Raw genomic sequence first — 18,141 nt, 5'->3', positions numbered from 1 at the left:
GTTCCGGCGGCGGGTGCGCCGCCGGCCGGCGCGGGCGGTCATAGCCAGCGACGGCGGAACCGCCACATGAGCACCGCGTTGGCCACCAGTACCACGGCGCAGATGGCGCCGGCCAGCCGTCCGGCGAGCACGGTCATCGCCGGCAGCGCGGCCCACAGCACGATGGTCAACAGCATCAGGTAGCGGCCGCGGCGACCCCGGGCCCGGTTGTCCAACCGCGCGAAGAACGCGGGGTCGCTCTCCCGCAACTGGCGGGTGATCTGTTCGAACCTGCGCTGATCCTCTTTGCTGAGCATGGCGGTGCCTTCCCCTCACGCGTTCAGCGGTTCGGCGGCATACCCGCTGCGGCGGCGGCTCACGCCGACCCCCGCTGGTCCTTTTGCCGCCCCCGCGTGAGGGCGTCCGATCGATGGCCCACGTGCCCCGGCCGGGGCACCTCAGCGCCCGGTTATCGGGGTCTTAAGTTTGCCTGTGGACGGGAACGGGGCGCGAAGCGTCACCCGCGGCGGAAATGTCACATCGGCACCGAAGGGGTGCGCGTACGCCCTGTTCGCAGGATCGTGCCGGGGACCGACCGGCGGTCGCCGTCGGCACCGCCGTTGAGGGCTGTCTTAAGTGCGCCCAGTGAGGGACTTCGACGCGCCTTGTCGGCCCTGGGCCCCTTGGTTACCGTCCCGTAAAACCCCTCAGGCATGCCGCCGCACCTGCTGTTCCTGCCCGATCGCAGCCGTGCCGGCGCCTTCGCAGAAATCGGTATTGGTAGATGGCCGACCAGAACGTGCCACCACGTCGACCGCGGGACGACCGCGGTTGGGCCGCGACACCCCACACCACCCCGGTCGGCTACGGCGACCCGACCCCGTACGGGTACGACGCGCCCCTTCCCGACCCCGGCGGCTACCCGATCGCGGCCGACCCGCGTACCTCGTCGCCGTACGCCGGCCACCCGCGCGGACCCCGGTGGGTGGGGCCCGAGGGCCTGGGCCGGACGGCGCCCGCCCGCACCGGCGGTCGCGGACTGCCCGATCTGGACGATGACGACGAGCCGCGCGGCGGCGTGGGCCGCCGCAGGGCCATCGCGGTGCTGGGCGGCACCGCGGCGGTGGTGGCCGGTGGCGCCGCGCTCGCCATGAGCCCGCAGGTGCGGGGCCTCTTCGAAGACGACGTGGTTGGCGACGCGACCGGCACCACGGTGACCGACGGCACCGCGGCCCGCCCGAGCGGCCAGCAGCCGAGCACGGTGCGCACCTACACCGAGCAGAACGAGAGCTACATGGGCTCCCGGGCCGGCGCGGCGTTGAAGAAGAACGCCCCCGCGGGTGGCCGGACGTTTCCCGGGCCGGCCGCCGCGGCGGCCGCGACCCGGGTGACCGTGAAGACGGTCCTCGCCAAGGACCCGGTCCTGCACCTGGCCCGGCGGGCCACCTTCGGCCCCACGCCCGCCCTGGTCGCCGAGATCAGACGGATGGGCATCGACCCCTGGATCCGGCAGCAGCTGGAGCCGGACACGATCGCGCCGAGCCCGGCCGAGCTGAAACTCGCCGACCTGCCCACCCTCAAGCTCTCCGTGCAGCAGCTGCGCGACCAGCGGGACCAGCTCAACGAGCGGGGCGCCCAGCCCGAGCGCGAACTGGTGGACGCCACCGTCGCCCGGCAGATCTGGTCGAAGCGGCAGCTGTTCGAGGTGATGGTCGACTTCTGGAACGACTTCCTGCACGTCGCCGCCGAGTTCGACGGCGGCGAGGTCTACCGGACCTCGTTCGACCGGGACGTGGTGCGGGCGCACGCGCTCGGCAGCTACCCGGAGATGCTGATCGCCGCGAACAAGCACCCGGCGCTGTTGCTCTACCTGAACCAGAACGACTCCCGGGCCGACGCGGTCAACGAGAACCTGGCCCGGGAGAACCTGGAGCTCTACTCGGTCGGTGTCGACGGCGGCTACACCGAGAAGGACGTCCGGCAGGCGGCCCTGCTCCAGACGGGCCGGGGTGTCGAGGACGGGAAGTACGTCTTCCGCGCCGACCGGCACTACGTCGGCAAGGTGAAGATCCTCGGCTTCAGCCACGCCAACAACTCGAAGGACCCGGAGAAGGCCGACGCGGCGATCGACTCGTACATCACCTACATCGCGCTGCACCCGTCGACCGCCCGGTACGTGGCCCAGAGCCTGGCCACCCGGTTCGTCTCGGACACGCCACCGAAGTCCCTCGTGGACCGGCTCGCGAAGACGTACACCGTCAACAAGGGCCGCATCAAGCCGCTGCTCATGGCGCTGTTCAGCTCCTCGGAGTTCTGGGCCGCGGTCGGGCAGAAGGTCCGCCGGCCGATGGAGTACCTCGTGGGCACGTACCGCGCCCTGGGGGTCTCGCCGGAGGCGTCGCCGAAGCACGACAACGGCGACAACCGCCGGACCCCGTTCGCCCGGGGCCTGCGGCAGATCTCCGACAAGCTCCGCGAGCTGGGCCAGTTCCCCATGGGCCAGCCCACCCCGGACGGCTACCCCGACGTCTACGTGGCCTGGACGTCGGCCGGCGCCATGGTCAACGGCTGGAACGAGGCCGGCGAACTCGTGGCCGGCTACCGCACGCAGTTCACGTACGTGAAGCCGGAGCGGCTGGTGGTCAAGCCGCCGGCCACCGCCGGGGCGTACGTGGACGCGCTCGCCACGCGGCTGGTGCACCAGAAGCTGACCGCGCGGGAGAAGTCACTGATCCTCGGCATCGCCGGGGTGGCGGCGTCGGCGAAGGTCGATGCCACGTTCGACGGGGCCGTCACCGCAGTCGCGCGGGCGATCCTCGCGTCCCCCCAGCACCACCTCCGGTGAGGCACCCGATGGAGAAGACCGTGTACACCTACCCCCTGCACCCCGAATGCCCCGACCTGCGGCGGCTGGCGGACCACCCGGGCGACGCGCTGCTGCGCGCCGAGGCCGACGTCGTGGCCGCCGAGAACGCCGCCGAGCGGGACCGCTACCGCCGGCTGGAAGAGCTGGAGGAGGCCCAGCAGGACGGGCGCGGGGTGACCCGCCGGACCTTCGTGGCCGGCGCCGCCGCCACCGCCACCGCGCTGGCCACCGCCCAGTTCGTCACCACCTCGGCGTCGTTCGCGGCCACCCGCACCGGCACCCTCGTCCACGTCTTCCTCTACGGCGGCCTGGACGGGCTCAGCCTCGTGGCGCCCGCCGACGACCCGGTGCTCACCAAGGCCCGTCCCGACCTCCTGCTCGGCGACGACTCGCTCGCCCTCGGCCGGGGGTTCAAGCTGACCAGCGCATTCAAGCCGCTGGAGCCCTGGCTGAAGTCCGGGCAGCTGGGCTTCGTCCCGGCGGTCTCCGACGAGCGCCTGTCCCGCAGCCACTTCCAGGCCGCGGACGCCTGCAACCTCGGCGGCCTGCCCAACGAGACCGGCGGCCGCGGCTGGCTCGACAGCCTCGTCGACGCGCTGGGCGAGGGCACCGCGTTCCGCAGCGTCGGCATCGGCAGCACCCTGCCCCGGTCCCTGGTCGGCACGAACGGCGCCCTCGCGCTCAACAGCGTCGGGTCCCTGCGGCTCAACGGCGACGAGCGCTACCGGGCCGCGACCGAGAAGGCGATCCGGGGACTGTTCACCGGGATCAACCACCCGGTCGAGGAGGCCGTGCAGTCCGGCCTCGGCGCGCTGTCCACCGCGCAGAAGCTCGCCGCGAAGCCGTACCAGCCCGCGGAGGGCGTGACGTACGAGGGCGTCGGGTACGCCTTCCAGCAGCTCGCGCAGCTCATCAAGGGCGGCGCCAACGTCCGGGTGGCCACGGTCGGCATGGGCGGCTACGACACCCACGAGAACCAGGGCACCCGCTCCGGCGGCCAGCTCCACCGGAGGCTGAACGAGCTGGCGGCCGCGATGGCCGCGTTCTTCACCGACCTCGGCCCGCAGGCCGCCGACGTGACCGTGATGGTCTCCAGCGAGTTCGGCCGCCGCGTGGCCTCCAACAGCGGCGGCACCGACCACGGCCACGGCGGGGTCGTCACCCTGCTGTCCGGGCGCAAGCTGGCCGGCTCGCTGCTCGGCACCTGGAACGGATTGAACGATCTCGACTCCGGCGACGTACCCGAGTACAACAACATGTTCAACGTCTACGGGGCCGTCGCGCAGGGCCGCTTCGGGCTCACCACGGCGGAGGTGGACAAGATCTTCCCCCGGCAGAAGTTCACCCCCATGAAGTTGTACGCGTGACGTACCCGCAGACCCACGCCGCCGGCCGCCGTACCGGGTCCCCGTCCCGGCACGGCGGCCGGCCCGCGGCCGTATCGTCGCCGGTGCCGGCGCGGCGCGGACCCGGCGGCCGGCGGCTGCTCGCCGCGCTGCTCGTGACCGGCCTGCTGGCCAGCGTGCTGCCCTGGTGGCTGGACACGCCCGCCGGGTCGCTGCGCTCCACGGCGGCGGCCCTCACGGCGGCCGGCCGGATCACCGGCCTCGTCGCCGGCTACCTCCTGCTCGTGCAGGTGCTCATGATGAGCCGGCTGCCCGTGCTGGAACGGTGGATCGGCGGTGAGCGGCTCGGCCGCTGGCACCGCGACGTCGGCGCCACCGTGCTGGTCGCGGTGCTCGCTCACCTGTCGCTCATCCTGCTCGGGTACGCGGGCCTGCGCGACCACTCGGTGCTCACCGAGGCCGGCGTCCTGCTGCGCGACTACGAGGACATGGTCGAGGCGTTCGCGGCCACCGGCGTGCTGGTGCTCGTCGGGTTCACGAGCGTCCGGGCCATCCGCAGCGCGCTGCCGTACGAGCTGTGGCACCTGCTGCACCGCGCCAGCTACCTGGTGCTGTTGCTCGGGTTCGGCCACCAGTTCAGCAACGGCGCGCAGCTCTTCCAGCCCGGCCCGGTACGCACCGGCTGGATCGCCCTGTACGCGGCCGTGGTGGCGGCGCTGGTCTGGGGACGGGTCGTCACACCGCTGCGGTTCAACCTCCGGCACCGGCTGCGGGTCGCCGACGTGGTGGCGGAGAGCCCGGACACCATCTCCCTCTACCTCACCGGCGAGCGCCTGGACCGGCTCGACCTGCTCGGCGGGCAGTTCTTCCGCTGGCGCTTCCTCACCCGCGGCTGCTGGTGGCAGTCGCACCCGTTCTCGGTCTCCGCCGCCGCCAACGACCGGTGGCTGCGGCTCACCGTCAAGGTGGTCGGCACGCACACCGCGGACCTGCGCGACCTCGACCCCGGCACCCGCGTCTGGGCGCAGGGCCCGTCGGGCACCTTCACTGCCGCGCACCGGACCCGGGAGCGGGCGCTGCTGATCGCCGGCGGCAGCGGCATCACCCCCGTCCGGGCCATGCTGGAGGAGCTGCCACCCGGCGCGGCCCTCATCTACCGCGCCCGCACCCCCGCCGACGTGCTGCTCAGCCGGGAACTCGACTGGCTGGCCCAGGCCCGGGACACCGACATCTGGTACGTGATCGGCTCCCGCGACGACCCCGGCCCGCGCCAGGTGCTCAGCCCGGACGGGCTGCGCCGGCTGGTGCCCGACCTGACCCGCCGGGACGTCTACCTGTGCGGGCCGCCCGGGCTGGTGGAGCAGTCCCTGCGCGCGCTGCGCCGCGCCGGTGTGCCCCGCGGCCAGATCCACCTGGCCACCTTCGAGCTGTAGAAGGACGATCCCATGCGTCGCGCGTTCCTCGCGATCACCGGCCTGGCGGCCAGCACCACCGCCCTCGTGGTGCTCAAGGGCTCACCGGGCACCAGCCAGGCCGCCCAGGAGCCGCCCGCCGGCACGCCGGTCGGGTCGGAGGCGGCGGGCGCGCCGCCGAGCGGCACGGACGCGCCCGCCGCCGCACCGACCGCCGCCGCCACCTCCTCGCCCTGGCCCACCCGCGGCGCCACCCGGTCGCCGGCCGCCCGCCCCACCAGCCGGGCACCGGCGCCCCGCACCACCACGGCCCGGCCACCCCAGCAGCCCACCACCACCCGGCGGGTGACCGGGCCGATCGTGGAGAACGAGTACGGCAACGTCCAGGTGCAGATCGTCCTGAACGGTGACCGGATCGTCGAGGCCCTGACCCTGGAACTGCCCAGCGGGCCGGGGGAGACCGAACGGCACAGCGACGACGTGCGGCGCGCCTACAACGGCACGTCCGGCGAGGTGGTGCGCCGGCAGGGCGCCGACCTGGACACCGTCTCCGGGGCCACCGAGACCAGCGACTCGTACCGGCGGTCGCTGCGCGCCGCCATCGAGCGGGCGTGACCGCGCCGCTGACCCGGCCCGGCCTCCGCCGGGTCGAGCACATCATGGGTACGGCGATCAGCCTGGACGTCGCCGACGACCTGCCCGACGCCACGCTGCGCGCCCTCGCCGACGACGTCTTCGACTGGATGCGCGAGGTGGACGCGCGGTTCAGCACGTACCGGGAGGACAGCGAGGTGCGTCGCTTCGAGCGGGGCGAGTTGCTGCTCTCCGAGGCGTCCGAGGACGTCCGGGCGGTGCTCGCCACCTGCGCCGACCTGTGGGGCGCCACCGACGGCTTCTTCGACGCGTACGCCACCGGCGGGCTCGACCCTTCCGGGTACGTCAAGGGCTGGGCCGCCCAGGTCGCCTCGGACCGGCTCCTGGCCGCCGGGGCGGTCAACCACTGCGTGAACGCGGGCGGGGACGTCCGGGCGCGGGGTCACTCCGCCTTCGGGCGGCCCTGGCGCATCGGCGTACGGCACCCCTGGGACGCGAACGCCACCTGCCTCGTGCTCGCCGGCACCGACCTGGCGGTCGCCACCTCCGGTGTCTACGAGCGCGGCCACCACGTACGGGACCCGCGCCGGGGCGCCCCGGCGCAGGGTCTGCGTTCGGTCACCGTGGTCGGCCCGGACCTCGGCCTGGCCGACGCGTACGCCACGACGGCGGTCGCCATGGGCAGGGCGGGCGTCACCTGGCTCGACCGGCTCCCCGGCCATACCCACGCGGTGGTGACGGACAACGCCCGCCTCCTGCGCTCCCCAACCCTCCCCGTGGCCCCGTGACCCCCCATGACCCCCGTGACCACCCCCGCGATCTTGCAGTTTCGGCCCTTGGTTCGTCCCGTTACGCGCGTTATGCCGGGGCAGGAAGTGCAAGATCGCGGGGAAAGGGGGTCAGCGGACGGGGCGGTGCGTGTTCGCCGGGCGGGAGCCCATCGGCCGCGGGCGGCCGGGGCGCGAGCCCGCCGGGCGGGTGCCGGCCCAGCGGCGTCGAGGGCGGCTGCGGTACGGCGGCTCGCTACCGCCCGTGTGCGGCGCGGTGTCGTCGGTAGACATGATCTCCCCGCTCCCGGCGCGGGTCCGCGCCGTCGCCGTACTCAACGAGGACGGGCGCCCCGACGTCGCTGCCGCCGCCGGACCGACTGCCCCCGCCCCGCCCGTCGAGACGGAGGCGACAGCTCCCGCGCCGGCGGCCGGCGCGGCTCACATGCCGCGGCGGGGGAGCGGCAGGTGACCGGGCAGCAGGTCCGAGGTGAGCGTGATCCCGGTGGCCCGCAACGCGTCGATGAGCGTGTTCTGCACGAGGTACGAGTCGGGCAGCTGCCAGCGGGCGTGTTCGGGCGCGACCGCCCAGCGAACGGCGCCCTCCGGCAGCCGGGTGGGCGGCGCGGGGATCCACGAGCCCGGCCCGTGCCGCACCACGTGGAAGCAGTGCTCCAGCTCCGGCCGGAGCGGGTCGCCGGGGCGGACGAGGAACATCCAGCGGCCCGTCGGTGTCACCAGCACCGGCCCGCGTACGCCGGTGCCGGTCGGGTGGATCTGGAGCGAGTCCAGCACCCGCCGGCCGAGGTGGGCCGGCACCTCCAGCACGTCGAACGCCCGGCCGGTGGGCAGCAGGACACCGTGTGGGCGGGTACGCCACCAGGTCGCCACCCGGGCCGGATCGGCGCTGGCGGCCAGTTCCCAGTTCTCCAGGGCGGGGTGGCAGCCGACGGTGGGGCAGCCGGCGCGTCCGCAGACGAAGCGGCTGCGGGCCAGGCAGGCTCCCGGGGTCACCTCCCAGCCGTGCGCGGCGTAGCGCACCGCGACCCGGCGGAGCCGGACCCGTTCCAGCGGCGACAGTTGGGCGACCCGCGGGCCCACATTCCCCCACATCTGTGCCATCTCCCCTCGTCGGGTCGACCGCTCCGCGTTCTTACGTCGAGCGCCGTCACTGTCGTAACCCGCGATCGTTGAGTTGACGAACGGCTGATGCAACTTGCACGAAAACTACGAGGACTGGCTGTACGGCTGACGCACAGGCTGTGCGACCAGCGAAAACCTGAGACGTACCGCGCGCCCGCAACCGCGAGGGTCCGACCGGCCACCGGCCGGCAGCTCAGGCAGGGGAGGGATGGGGAGATGGACGAGCTACCCATAGGCCGGCGGGTCGCCTACTGGCGCGGGCGACGCAAGATGTCGCAGCAGGTCTTCGCGGACCGGCTGGGCAAGTCGAAGAGCTGGGTGGACAAGGTCGAGCGCGGCGTACGCCGGCTGGACAAGTTCTCCGTCCTCTACGAGATCGCCGACATCCTCCAGGTCGACGTGCAACTGCTGCTCGGCAAGGACCCGGAGCGGCGTAGCGACGCGCTGAACTGCATCGACCAGGTCGAGGTCGAGGAGATCCGGGCCGCCCTGGAACGGTACGACTCGATGAGCGCGTACTTCGACGCGGCGCCGTACCCACCCCCGCTTGCCGACATGCGCAAGGCCGTCAACCACGCCTGGCTCACCTACCAGTACGGCCGCTACGGGATGCTCACCCGGGCACTGCCGAAGCTGCTGCGCGACGCCCAGGCCGCCGACGCCGGCTACGGCGGCGACGACGCCCGCGAGGCCGCCCACCTGCTGGGGCAGGTCTACCAGATCGCCTCCTCGGTGCTGCGCAAGCTCGGCGAGTGCGACCTGGCCTGGTTGGCGGCCGACCGGTCGATGGCGGTCGCCCAGCGCGCCGACGACCCGCTGCTCGCCGGCATCGCCACCACCCGCGTGTGCAACGCGCTGGTCGCCATGGGCCGCGCCCGTCCCGCGCTGGAGCTCAACGTCACCATCGCCAACCGGCTCGCGCCCGGCGGCGGCAACGACGCGACCCCGGCCCGGCTCAGCGTGTACGGCATGCTGCTGCTCCAGGGCGCCATGGCCGCCGCCCGGATCGGCGACTCGGCGACCGTCGACGACCTCATCACCGGGGCCAACGAGGCGGCCGTCCTGCTGGGCGGCGACCAGAACCACTACTGGACGTCGTTCGGCCCCACGAACCTGGAGCTGCACCGGGCCGCCGCGGCCGTCGAGCTGGGCGACGGCGGCCGGGCCGTGGAGGTGCACCAGCTGCGCATCCAGGAGCCGTCGTTCAACGCGCTGCTGCCCGAGCGGCGGGCACACCACCTGCTCGACATCGCCCGCGGGTACGCCCAGATGGGCGACGTGGCCAACGCCGGCGAGATGCTGCTGCGCGGCGACCGCCTCGCGCCGTCGGAGATCCGGTGCCGGCCGATCGCGCACGAGGTGATGTCGGACATCCTCCGTCGCACACGTGGTGCGCCGCCTTCTCCGATTGCGGAGTTGGCTGAGCACATGGGAGTAGGGGTATGAGCGCGGAGCCGGCCTGATGTCCGGCCCGCATTCCAGCAACGGGCGCCGCGAGGTGCTCTACGTCATCGCCTGCGGTTCGCCGCTGGCCCGGCACGTCGGCAACCTCGTCGACCTGGCTCAGCAGGACGGCTGGGACGTCTGTGTGATCACCACGCCGGACGGCGGGAAGTTCGTCGACCGGCCCGCCCTGGCACGGCAGACCGGCCACCCGGTGCGGACGCACTACAAGCAGCCGGGTGATCCGGACCTGCTGCCGCCCGCGGACGCCATGATCGTCTGCCCGGCCACGGTGAACACGGTCAACAAGTGGGCGGCCGGGATCACCGACACACTGGCCCTCGGGCTGCTCGTGGAGGCGCAGGGTCTCGGCGTACCGATCGTGGCCGTGCCGTTCACCAACGCCGCGATGGCCGCGCATCCGGCGTTCCGGGCCGGCCTCGCCCGGCTCGACGAGTGGGGCGTGACCGTGCTCTTCGGCGACCACGTCTATCCGCTGCACGCGCCCGGGACCGGCGAGCGGCACGTGCACGCCTTCCCCTGGGGGGTCGGCCTCACCGCCCTGCGCGCCCGGCTCTGCCCCGTGGTCTGACCCGCCGGCGCCACCGGGTCCGAGACGCGGGGGCCACGGCCGGCGCCGCGCGGCCCGAGACGCGGGGGCACGGGCCGGCGCCGCGCGGGGCCGGACCGTCTCGTGGTACGCCCCCGCCGGGGCCGGACCGGCCCGTGGCACGCCCGCGGCGGGCCCGGTCCGGCGGGGGAGGCCGCCGGGTGCCGCTCACGCCGGTAAGCTGGCCCGCCGTGAGCACAACCGGATCAGGGCCGACGGTCACCGAGGTGGTGGCCGAGCTGGAGCGGCGCTATCCGCCGATCTGGGCCGAGGACTGGGACCGGGTCGGTCTGGTGCTCGGTGAGCCGTCCGCCCCGGTGCGCCGGGTGCTCTGCGTGGTGGACGTGGTGCCGGAGACCGTCGCCGAGGCGCTCGACGCCGGCGTGGAGATGATCGTCGCCCACCATCCGCTTCTGCTGCGCGGTGTCTCCTCGGTGGCGCCGACGACGTACAAGGGGCGGATCGTCCACCAGCTGATCCGGGCCGGGGTGGCGCTCTACGTGGCGCACACCAACGCCGACGTGGCCGCGCCCGGGGTGTCCGACTCCCTCGCCGCCCGGTTCGGGCTGACCGGCCTGCGCCCGCTGCATACGCCCGCGCCCGGCTCGCCCGCGTACGGTCCGGGCCGCGGGATCGGCCGGGTCGGCGAGCTGCCCCGCCCGATGACCCTCGCCGAGCTGACCCGGCACGCCGCCGCCGTGCTGCCCGCCACCGCCTGGGGCGTCCGCGCCGCCGGCGACCCGGGCCGGACGGTGCGTACGCTGGCGGTGAGCGGCGGCTCCGGCGACGCGTTCCTCGCGGACGCGACCGTCGCGGGAGCCGACGCCTTCCTCACCGCCGACCTGCGACACCACCCGGCCGGGGAGCACCTCGCGGCCGGGGGCCCGGCGCTGCTCGACGCCGCCCACTGGGCGACCGAACGACCCTGGCTGGACGACCTGGCCGCGCTCCTGCGGGACGCTCCGGGCGTCGAGACCCTCGTGTCCGACCTGGACACCGACCCGTGGACCGTGCACGCTTCCACACCCGCCGTGGACGACAAGGAGCCCCGACCGTGAAGGCTGACCCCCAGGTCCAGCGCCGCCTGCTCGACCTCCAGGCGATCGACACCGCCCTCGCCCAGCTCGCCCACCGCCGCCGCGCGCTGCCCGAGCGGGCCGAGCTGGAGGCGCTGGCCCGGGAGCTGTCCGCGCTGGAGGACGAGCGCGTCCGCGCCCAGGTGGCGGTCGACGACCTGGACCGGGACATCGCCCGCCTGGAGAAGGACATCGACCAGGTCCGGGCCCGCAAGGAGAAGGACCAGGCCCGGCTCGCGGCCGGCACCGGACCGGCCCGGGAGTTGGAGGCCCTCCAGCACGAGCTGGCATCGCTGAACCGGCGCCAGGGCGACCTGGAGGACTCCGAGCTGGAGGTTATGGAGCAGCGGGAGACCGCGCAGAGCGTGCTCGACGGCGTCGAGCAGCGCCTCGCCGAGGCCCGCGACAAGCGGGCGGCCACCGAGCAGCGCCGCGACGACAGCCTCGCGGAGATCGCCAAGGAGGAGGAGTTCAAGCGCTCCGCCCGCCAGCCGCTCGCCGCCGACCTCCCGGCCGACCTCGTCGCGCTCTACGACCGGATCCGCGAGGACACCGGGCTGGGCGCCGCCCTGCTCACCGCGGGTCGCTGCGGTGGCTGCCGGCTGGAACTCTCCGGCGCCGACCTGGCCCGCATCCGCAAGGCGGCCCCCGACGACGTGGTCCGCTGCGAGGAGTGCCGGCGGATCATGGTGCGTACCAACGAGTCGGGCCTGTAGCCGCGATGGCGTCACGGGTGGTCCTCGTCGAGGCCGACGGCGGGTCCCGCGGCAATCCCGGGCCGGCCGGCTACGGCGCGGTGGTCCGCGATCCGGAGACCGGCGAGGTGCTCGCCGAGCGTTCCGAGTCGATCGGCGTGACCACCAACAACGTGGCCGAGTACCGGGGTCTGATCGCCGGTCTGGAGGCCGCCGCGGAGCTGGGGGCCACCGAGGTCGACGCCCGGATGGACTCGAAGCTCGTGGTCGAGCAGATGAGTGGCCGCTGGCAGATCAAGAACGCCGGGCTGCGGCCGCTCGCCGCGCAGGCCGCCCAGCTGGTCGCCCGGTTCGCGGCGGTGCGGTTCAGCTGGATCCCCCGCGAGCGCAACCGGCACGCCGACGCGCTCGCCAACGCCGCGATGGACGCCGCCGCCGGCGCGCCGGCCCGGCCGGTGGTCGACCCGCCCCGGATCGTGGAACCGCCGCGCACGGTCGCGGCCGACGAGCCGGCCGCCCGGGACCGGGCCCGCGAGGTCGCCGACCGGGCAGCCACGAAGCGGGCGACCGGCGCGGACGCGACCACCGCGCCGGCCTCGTGGGAACCGCGGCCCAGCCTCACGGCGACCCGGCTGCTGCTGGTACGGCACGGCGAGACCGAGTTCACCGAGCAGGGCCGGTACTCCGGTCGCGGCGACGTCGCGCTCTCCGCCCGCGGCCGGGAGCAGGTCGCCGCCACCGCGAGGCGGGTGGCGGCCCTGGCGCCGGGTGCCGTGGCCGTCGTCAGCTCACCTCTGTCCCGGTGTACGGCGACGGCCGGGGCGATCGCCGACGCGCTCGGCGGCCGGCCGGTACGGCGTGACGACGACCTCATCGAGTGCGACTTCGGCGCCTGGGAGGGGCGGACCTTCGCCGAGGTGCGCGACGGCTGGCCGGGGGAGCTGGACGCCTGGCTCGCCTCGACCGCGGTCGCGCCGCCGCAGGGTGAGTCGTTCGTCGAGGTCGCCGAGCGGGCCCGCCGGGCGGTGGCCGCGCTGTGCGAGGCGTACCCCCGGGAGACCGTGGTGGTGGTCTCACACGTCTCGCCGATCAAGCTGATGCTGCGCGACGCCCTCGCGGCCGACGACGCGTTCCTGCACCGGCTCTACCTCGACGCGGCCGGCATCTCGGTGGTGGACCTGTGGCCCGACGGCGGCGTGGCCGTCCGGTCGGTCAACGACACCGCCCACCTCGCCGGGATCGCCTGACTCGACCGGATCGCCTGACTCCCACCCACCGGGAGATCGTCTCCCACCAGAGTGGAGGATCCGGGAACCGGTTGACATCCCGACGGCGATCGATCGAAGATCAGTTTCGTGCGAAGCGTTCACCTGACGAAGCGAGGTCACATCGACCTCCTGCGCGTCGCCAGCGCCGCCTGTCGACGCCTCCACTGACGCCGGGTCCTTCCTTCCTCGCACGCTGCTGGCGTAACCCCGACTCCGCAGGTCTCCGGCCCTGCGGTGCGTCCGCCTGCGCGCACCCCTCCTCACGACAGGAGTCGTGTCCGTGTCGGTCCGTAAACTCGTACCCCGGCTCACCGCCACCGCGGTGACCATGTCGGTGCTCTCGACGGTGGCGCTGACCGCGCCGGCCGTCGCCTCGGCGCTGCCGGCGGTCCCACCCACCGCCCCCGACCTGAGCGAGATCCGGGGCTATCCCCAACAGCACGTCCTGCCGGTCTGGCCCGACAACCCGGCGGACGCCTCCATCTCCATTGGCGTCATTCCCTACGACGACATCGCCCCGAAGCTCAACGCCCTCCAGACCGCCAGTGACCGGGTGTCCGCCCGGGTGGCGGGCAAGTCCGCCGGCGGCTACGACCTGTACGCGGTCACCGTGACCGCGCCGGAGAGCCGCGCCGAGGCCCGCCAGCAGGAGATCTGGAAGCGCAGCATCGAGGACGAGCCGGTACGCGCGCAGCAGGACGCGGCGCTGCTCGCCGGCTACAAGACCCCGCTGTTCGTGAACGCCAACATCCACGGCAACGAGTGGGAGGGCACCGACGCGGCGCTGCGGGTCATCGAGCAGTTGGCGACCGACACCAGCCCCGAGACGGCCCGGCTGCTCAAGCGCAACCGGCTGGTGTTCAACATCACCTCGAACCCGGACGGCCGGGTGGCCGGCACCCGGGCCAACGCCGCCGGGTACGACCTGAACCGCGACCTCACGATCGTGTCGCAGCCGGAGACGAACCTGATCCGCGAGCTGGTCGTCGACACGAAGCCGATCATCACGCTCGACCTGCACGGCTACGTGAGCCCGACGCTGCTGCACCCCAGCACGCCGCCGCACAACGTGAACAACGAGTACGACCTGTACATCAAGCACGGCCTGCCGAACGCGCTGGCGATCGAGCAGGGCCTGCGCGACCTCGGGTACGCCGAGACCCAGCGGGCCCGCATCCCGTTCCGGGACGACGAGCCGGGCGTGTGGGACGACTTCCCGCCGATCTACGTGCCGTCCTTCGCCATGCTCCAGAGCAGCATCCCGTACACCATCGAGGCACCGCTGAACCCGCGCGGCGGCACCCTCACCCCGGAGGAGCGGGTGCGCCGCTCGGGAATCAACACCGACGTGCACGAGGTGGCGATCCGCACGTCGCTGCGCTACATCCAGGACCACCGGGCCGAGGTGCTGCACGACCAGGCCGAGGTGTACCGGCGCGGCTGGGCCGGCGAGCCGCTGCGGGACATCCCCGACGGGTACGTGCCCGGTTGGGGCCCGGAGGACGACTACCGCACCACCTTCCCGCGCGCGTACGTCATCCCCAGTGGCACCGGCCAGCGGTCCGAGCCGGCCGCCGCCCGCCTGGTCGACCTGCTGATCGGCAGCGGCGGCCGGGTGTGGCGGGCCACGAAGGCGTTCACGGCGGACGGCCGGCGCTACGAGGCCGGCTCGTACGTGGTGGACCTGCACCAGCCGAAGCGCGGGCTGGTCAACTCGCTGCTGGAGCCGGGCGCCGACATCACCGACCGGGTGGACGACCTCTACGCCGGGCCGGCCGCCTGGAGCCAGGGACTCACCTGGGGCGCCACCGTGGACACCCTCTGGGACGAGCTGCCCGGCGTGCGGCTGGAGCGCACGTACGACGGAGTGGCCGAGGGGCACCTGCCGCCCGGCAACGGTGACCTGCGACTGGACCTGCGGGACGCGGCCGACCTGCTGGCCGTCAACTCACTGCTGGGCAAGGGCGTGGCCGTGCACCGACTCGCCGACGGATCGGTCGTGGTCCCCGGCACGGCGGCCAACCGCAGGCTGGCCCGCGCCGAGGTCCGCGCGCACGGGGTGACCTTCGAGCGGGCGCCGAAGCACTGGCAGGGGACGCGGCTCGACGAGGTGGTCGTCGGCTACCTCGGCACCGTCGAGGAGCGGGACACCCTCGCGGACCTCGGGTTCGAGGCGCGGGCGCTGACCGCCGCCACGCTCGCCACGACGCTGACCGCCGACGTGGACGTGCTCCTCGTGGCCGGCAACGTCACCCTCGGGAACCTGTCGCCGGAGAACCGGGCCGCCCTGGACGCGTTCCTCGCCCGGGGTGGCGGCGTCGTCGGCCTGGGCACCCCCGGTGCGGGCTTCAGCAACGCGGCCGGTCTGCTGTCGGTCACCGCGACCGCCGGCCCGAGCCTGGCCAGCGGGGTCGCCAACGTGGTCAACAGCGGCGGCCCGGTCAGCGCCAGCGCCGCCGACCACTCGTTCATCAGCCAGCCGGTCTGGTTCACCGACCTGGGCTCCGGTGTCACCGTCGAGCAGTCGTACGCGGCGGACCCGCTGCTGTCCGGCTGGTGGGCGACCGACGGCGCCGGGGGCCAGTCCGCCGCGGCGAACCGGGCCAGCGTCGTCCGGGGCGTGAGCGGCGGCGGCAACGGGGTCGTGCTGTTCGGCACCGACCCGACGTTCCGCCTGCACCCCAAGGGTCTGCAGCCGCAGCTCGGCCGCGCTCTGCTCTGGACGGCGCAGCGCTGACGACGAGGCGGTGAGGCTCTGGACGGGCCCGGGCGTGCACGAAGGCGCCCGGGCCCGTCCGCGTCCGCGCGAGGCCCGTCCGCGTCCGCGCGAGGCCCGTCCGCGTCCGCGCCGGGCCCGTCCGTGTCTCGCCCGGGGCGGGATCGCGCGGTCCGCCCGGTACGCCGTTCGGCGCAGCCCACCCGCCGTTCGGCGCAGCGCTCTCCGGACGGGCCGCGTGACGGCGATCACAGGGCCGTAGCCTCCGGCCGTTACGACGCGAGTTACGACTTCCCGGAGGTGTGTCACACATGGCCGCACCAGAACCGGACGCGCCCCCGACGGCGCGGTCCAGGGCGAAGGACAAGAGCCCCTGGAACTGGTTGCTCCTCATCCCGATCGTGGTGCCGCTGGTCCCCGCCTTCTTCAACGGGGACTCACCCCGCCTCTTCGGGTTCCCCCGCTTCTACTGGCTCCAGCTGGCCTACATCATCCTCGGCGTGGCCACCACCACCGTGGTCTACCAGCTCACGAAGAAGCGGGGTGACCGCTGATGTGGCGCGACCACCTCACCGAGATCATCATCTTCAGCCTGCTGTTCCTGCTGGTCAGCGGCATGGGCTTCGTGGCCGCGCGGTGGCGCGCCCCGCGGGACATGGCGCACCTGGACGAGTGGGGGCTGGGCGGGCGCAACTTCGGCGGCTGGATCACCTGGTTCCTGGTTGGCGGTGACCTCTACACCGCGTACACCTTCGTGGCGGTGCCGGCGCTCGTGTTCGGCGCGGGCGCCATGGGCTTCTTCGCGGTGCCGTACACCATCGTGATCTACCCGTTGGTGTTCCTCGTGCTGGTCCGGCTCTGGTCGGTGTCGCACCGGCACGGCTTCGTCACCCCGGCGGACTTCGTGCGCAGCCGGTTCGACTCGCCGGTGCTGGCCCTGCTGATCGCCATCACCGGCATCGTGGCCACCATGCCGTACATCGCGTTGCAGCTGGTCGGCATCGAGGCGGTGCTCAAGACCATGGGGGTGACGGGCGAGAGCGCGCTCGCGCGGCACCTGCCGATCATCATCGCGTTCGCCATCCTGGCCGCGTACACCTACCAGTCCGGCCTGCGCGCGCCCGCGCTGATCGCGTTCGTCAAGGACTCGCTGATCTACATCGTGATCCTGGTGGCGATCTTCTACCTGCCGTACAAGCTCGGCGGCTGGGGCGACATCTTCGCCGCCGCGGACGCGAAGTTCGACGCGTCGCCGGCGCCGGGCGACGGGGTGCTGCTCAACGCCAACAACCAGCTCCAGTACGTCACGCTGGCGTTCGGCTCGGCGCTCGCGCTCTTCCTCTACCCGCACAGCCTCACGGGCGTGCTGGCGAGCCGGAACCGCGACGTGATCAAGCGGAACATGTCGGCGCTGCCGGCGTACAGCCTGCTGCTCGGCCTGATCGCGCTGCTCGGCTACATGGCCATCGCGGCCGGCGTGAAGCCGCTGCCCGGCGCGAGCGCCGGCAGCACGGACAGCAACACGATCGTGCCGCTGCTGTTCGACCAGCAGTTCCCGAACTGGTTCGCGGGCGTCGCGTACGCGGCCATCGGCATCGGCGCGCTGGTGCCCGCGGCGATCATGTCCATCGCGGCCGCGAACCTCTTCACCCGCAACATTTACAAGGAGTACCTGAAGCGGAACGCCACGCCGGCGCAGGAGGCGAACGTCTCGAAGATCACCTCGCTGGTGGTGAAGATCGGCGCGGTGGCCTGCATCGTCTTCCTCGACCCGCAGTTCTCCATCGACCTCCAGCTGATCGGCGGCGTGATCATCCTCCAGACGCTGCCGGCCGTGGCGCTGGGCGTCTACACCCGCTGGTTCCACCGGGTCGGCCTGGTGGCCGGGTGGGTGGCCGGCATGGGGCTCGGCATGTGGATGCTCTACCAGGTGTCCAGCCCGACCCGGAAGCACTTCGCCGGCTCGGCCTTCCCGCTGGAGAAGTTCGGCTTCGACACCCAGAAGACGATCTACGTGGGGATCGTGGCGGTGGCTGTCAACCTGCTGGTCGCGGTCCTGGTGACGCTCGTCCTGCGGGCCACGAAGGTGGACGACGGGGTCGACGGCACCGAGACCGACGACTACTTCGCCGACGAGGGCGACCCTCGCCTCACCCCCGGCGACCGCCGGGACGCCGACGCCGCCCCCGAGCCGGTGGCCTGAGCGTTCTCCGCACGGGAAGGCCC

16 protein-coding genes are annotated in these 18,141 nt (G+C 73.4%); 14 read left to right on the top strand and 2 right to left on the bottom strand.

The window, feature by feature from the left end:
- Window positions 1-38: 38 nt before the first annotated feature.
- Window positions 39-296 (bottom strand): DUF3040 domain-containing protein, encoded by a 258-nt coding sequence (locus D7193_RS14860; protein WP_120780053.1) that lies wholly within the window; start codon window positions 294-296, stop codon window positions 39-41.
- A 467-nt stretch (window positions 297-763) separates the two neighbouring features.
- On the opposite strand from D7193_RS14860, the gene D7193_RS14855 reads away from it, so the two are divergent.
- From D7193_RS14855 to D7193_RS14835, 5 genes are read left to right on the top strand one after another with little or no spacing between them, the layout of a single operon-like run.
- Window positions 764-2,824, top strand: coding sequence for a DUF1800 domain-containing protein (locus D7193_RS14855; protein ID WP_120780052.1), 2,061 nt, complete (start codon window positions 764-766; stop codon window positions 2,822-2,824).
- A gap of 8 nt (window positions 2,825-2,832) precedes the next feature.
- The gene (locus D7193_RS14850) at window positions 2,833-4,212 is read left to right on the top strand and encodes a DUF1501 domain-containing protein (RefSeq protein ID WP_120780051.1); all 1,380 of its coding nucleotides are present in this window, start codon (window positions 2,833-2,835) and stop codon (window positions 4,210-4,212) included.
- Window positions 4,209-5,624: a ferredoxin reductase family protein gene (locus D7193_RS14845; RefSeq protein ID WP_120780050.1), complete on the top strand. Its 1,416-nt coding sequence runs from the start codon at window positions 4,209-4,211 to the stop codon at window positions 5,622-5,624. Before D7193_RS14850 ends, D7193_RS14845 begins: the two co-directional genes overlap by 4 nt.
- 12 nt (window positions 5,625-5,636) lie before the next feature.
- Entirely contained in the window at window positions 5,637-6,218 is a 582-nt protein-coding gene (locus tag D7193_RS14840) for an FMN-binding protein (RefSeq protein ID WP_120780049.1), read from the top strand.
- A gap of 44 nt (window positions 6,219-6,262) precedes the next feature.
- Entirely contained in the window at window positions 6,263-6,985 is a 723-nt protein-coding gene (locus D7193_RS14835) for an FAD:protein FMN transferase (RefSeq protein WP_120780418.1), read from the top strand.
- A gap of 420 nt (window positions 6,986-7,405) precedes the next feature.
- Here D7193_RS14835 and D7193_RS14830 read toward each other — a convergent pair whose 3' ends face one another.
- Window positions 7,406-8,077, bottom strand: coding sequence for a bifunctional DNA primase/polymerase (locus tag D7193_RS14830; RefSeq protein ID WP_120780417.1), 672 nt, complete (start codon window positions 8,075-8,077; stop codon window positions 7,406-7,408).
- Window positions 8,078-8,323: 246 nt separating this feature from the next.
- On the opposite strand from D7193_RS14830, the gene D7193_RS14825 reads away from it, so the two are divergent.
- From D7193_RS14825 to mctP, 9 genes are all read left to right on the top strand, one after another.
- The gene (locus D7193_RS14825; RefSeq protein ID WP_120780048.1) at window positions 8,324-9,553 is read left to right on the top strand and encodes a helix-turn-helix domain-containing protein; all 1,230 of its coding nucleotides are present in this window, start codon (window positions 8,324-8,326) and stop codon (window positions 9,551-9,553) included.
- A gap of 16 nt (window positions 9,554-9,569) precedes the next feature.
- Window positions 9,570-10,142, top strand: a complete 573-nt coding sequence (locus tag D7193_RS14820) for a flavoprotein (protein WP_120780047.1) — start codon at window positions 9,570-9,572, stop codon at window positions 10,140-10,142.
- Window positions 10,143-10,387: 245 nt separating this feature from the next.
- Window positions 10,388-11,218: a Nif3-like dinuclear metal center hexameric protein gene (locus tag D7193_RS14815; RefSeq protein ID WP_174242645.1), complete on the top strand. Its 831-nt coding sequence runs from the start codon at window positions 10,388-10,390 to the stop codon at window positions 11,216-11,218.
- The gene (locus D7193_RS14810; protein ID WP_120780046.1) at window positions 11,215-11,952 is read left to right on the top strand and encodes a zinc ribbon domain-containing protein; all 738 of its coding nucleotides are present in this window, start codon (window positions 11,215-11,217) and stop codon (window positions 11,950-11,952) included. Before D7193_RS14815 ends, D7193_RS14810 begins: the two co-directional genes overlap by 4 nt.
- A 5-nt stretch (window positions 11,953-11,957) precedes the next feature.
- Window positions 11,958-13,178, top strand: coding sequence for a bifunctional RNase H/acid phosphatase (locus tag D7193_RS14805; protein ID WP_120780045.1), 1,221 nt, complete (start codon window positions 11,958-11,960; stop codon window positions 13,176-13,178).
- Between the two features lie 108 nt (window positions 13,179-13,286).
- On the top strand, window positions 13,287-13,367 hold the full coding sequence (locus D7193_RS34865; RefSeq protein WP_358178743.1) for a putative leader peptide: 81 nt from the start codon (window positions 13,287-13,289) through the stop codon (window positions 13,365-13,367).
- Between the two features lie 112 nt (window positions 13,368-13,479).
- Window positions 13,480-15,936, top strand: coding sequence for a M14 family zinc carboxypeptidase (locus D7193_RS14800; RefSeq protein ID WP_241562990.1), 2,457 nt, complete (start codon window positions 13,480-13,482; stop codon window positions 15,934-15,936).
- Between the two features lie 290 nt (window positions 15,937-16,226).
- Window positions 16,227-16,469, top strand: a complete 243-nt coding sequence (locus D7193_RS14795) for a DUF3311 domain-containing protein (protein WP_120780044.1) — start codon at window positions 16,227-16,229, stop codon at window positions 16,467-16,469.
- Entirely contained in the window at window positions 16,469-18,118 is a 1,650-nt protein-coding gene (mctP, locus tag D7193_RS14790) for a monocarboxylate uptake permease MctP (RefSeq protein ID WP_120780043.1), read from the top strand. Before D7193_RS14795 ends, mctP begins: the two co-directional genes overlap by 1 nt.
- Window positions 18,119-18,141: the final 23 nt, after the last annotated feature.

The sequence above is a fragment of the Micromonospora costi genome, from assembly GCF_003626655.1.
Lineage (GTDB): Bacteria > Actinomycetota > Actinomycetes > Mycobacteriales > Micromonosporaceae > Micromonospora > Micromonospora costi.
Note: the sequence above shows the minus strand (reverse complement) of the source record. Positions and strands in the feature narration are given on the sequence as shown.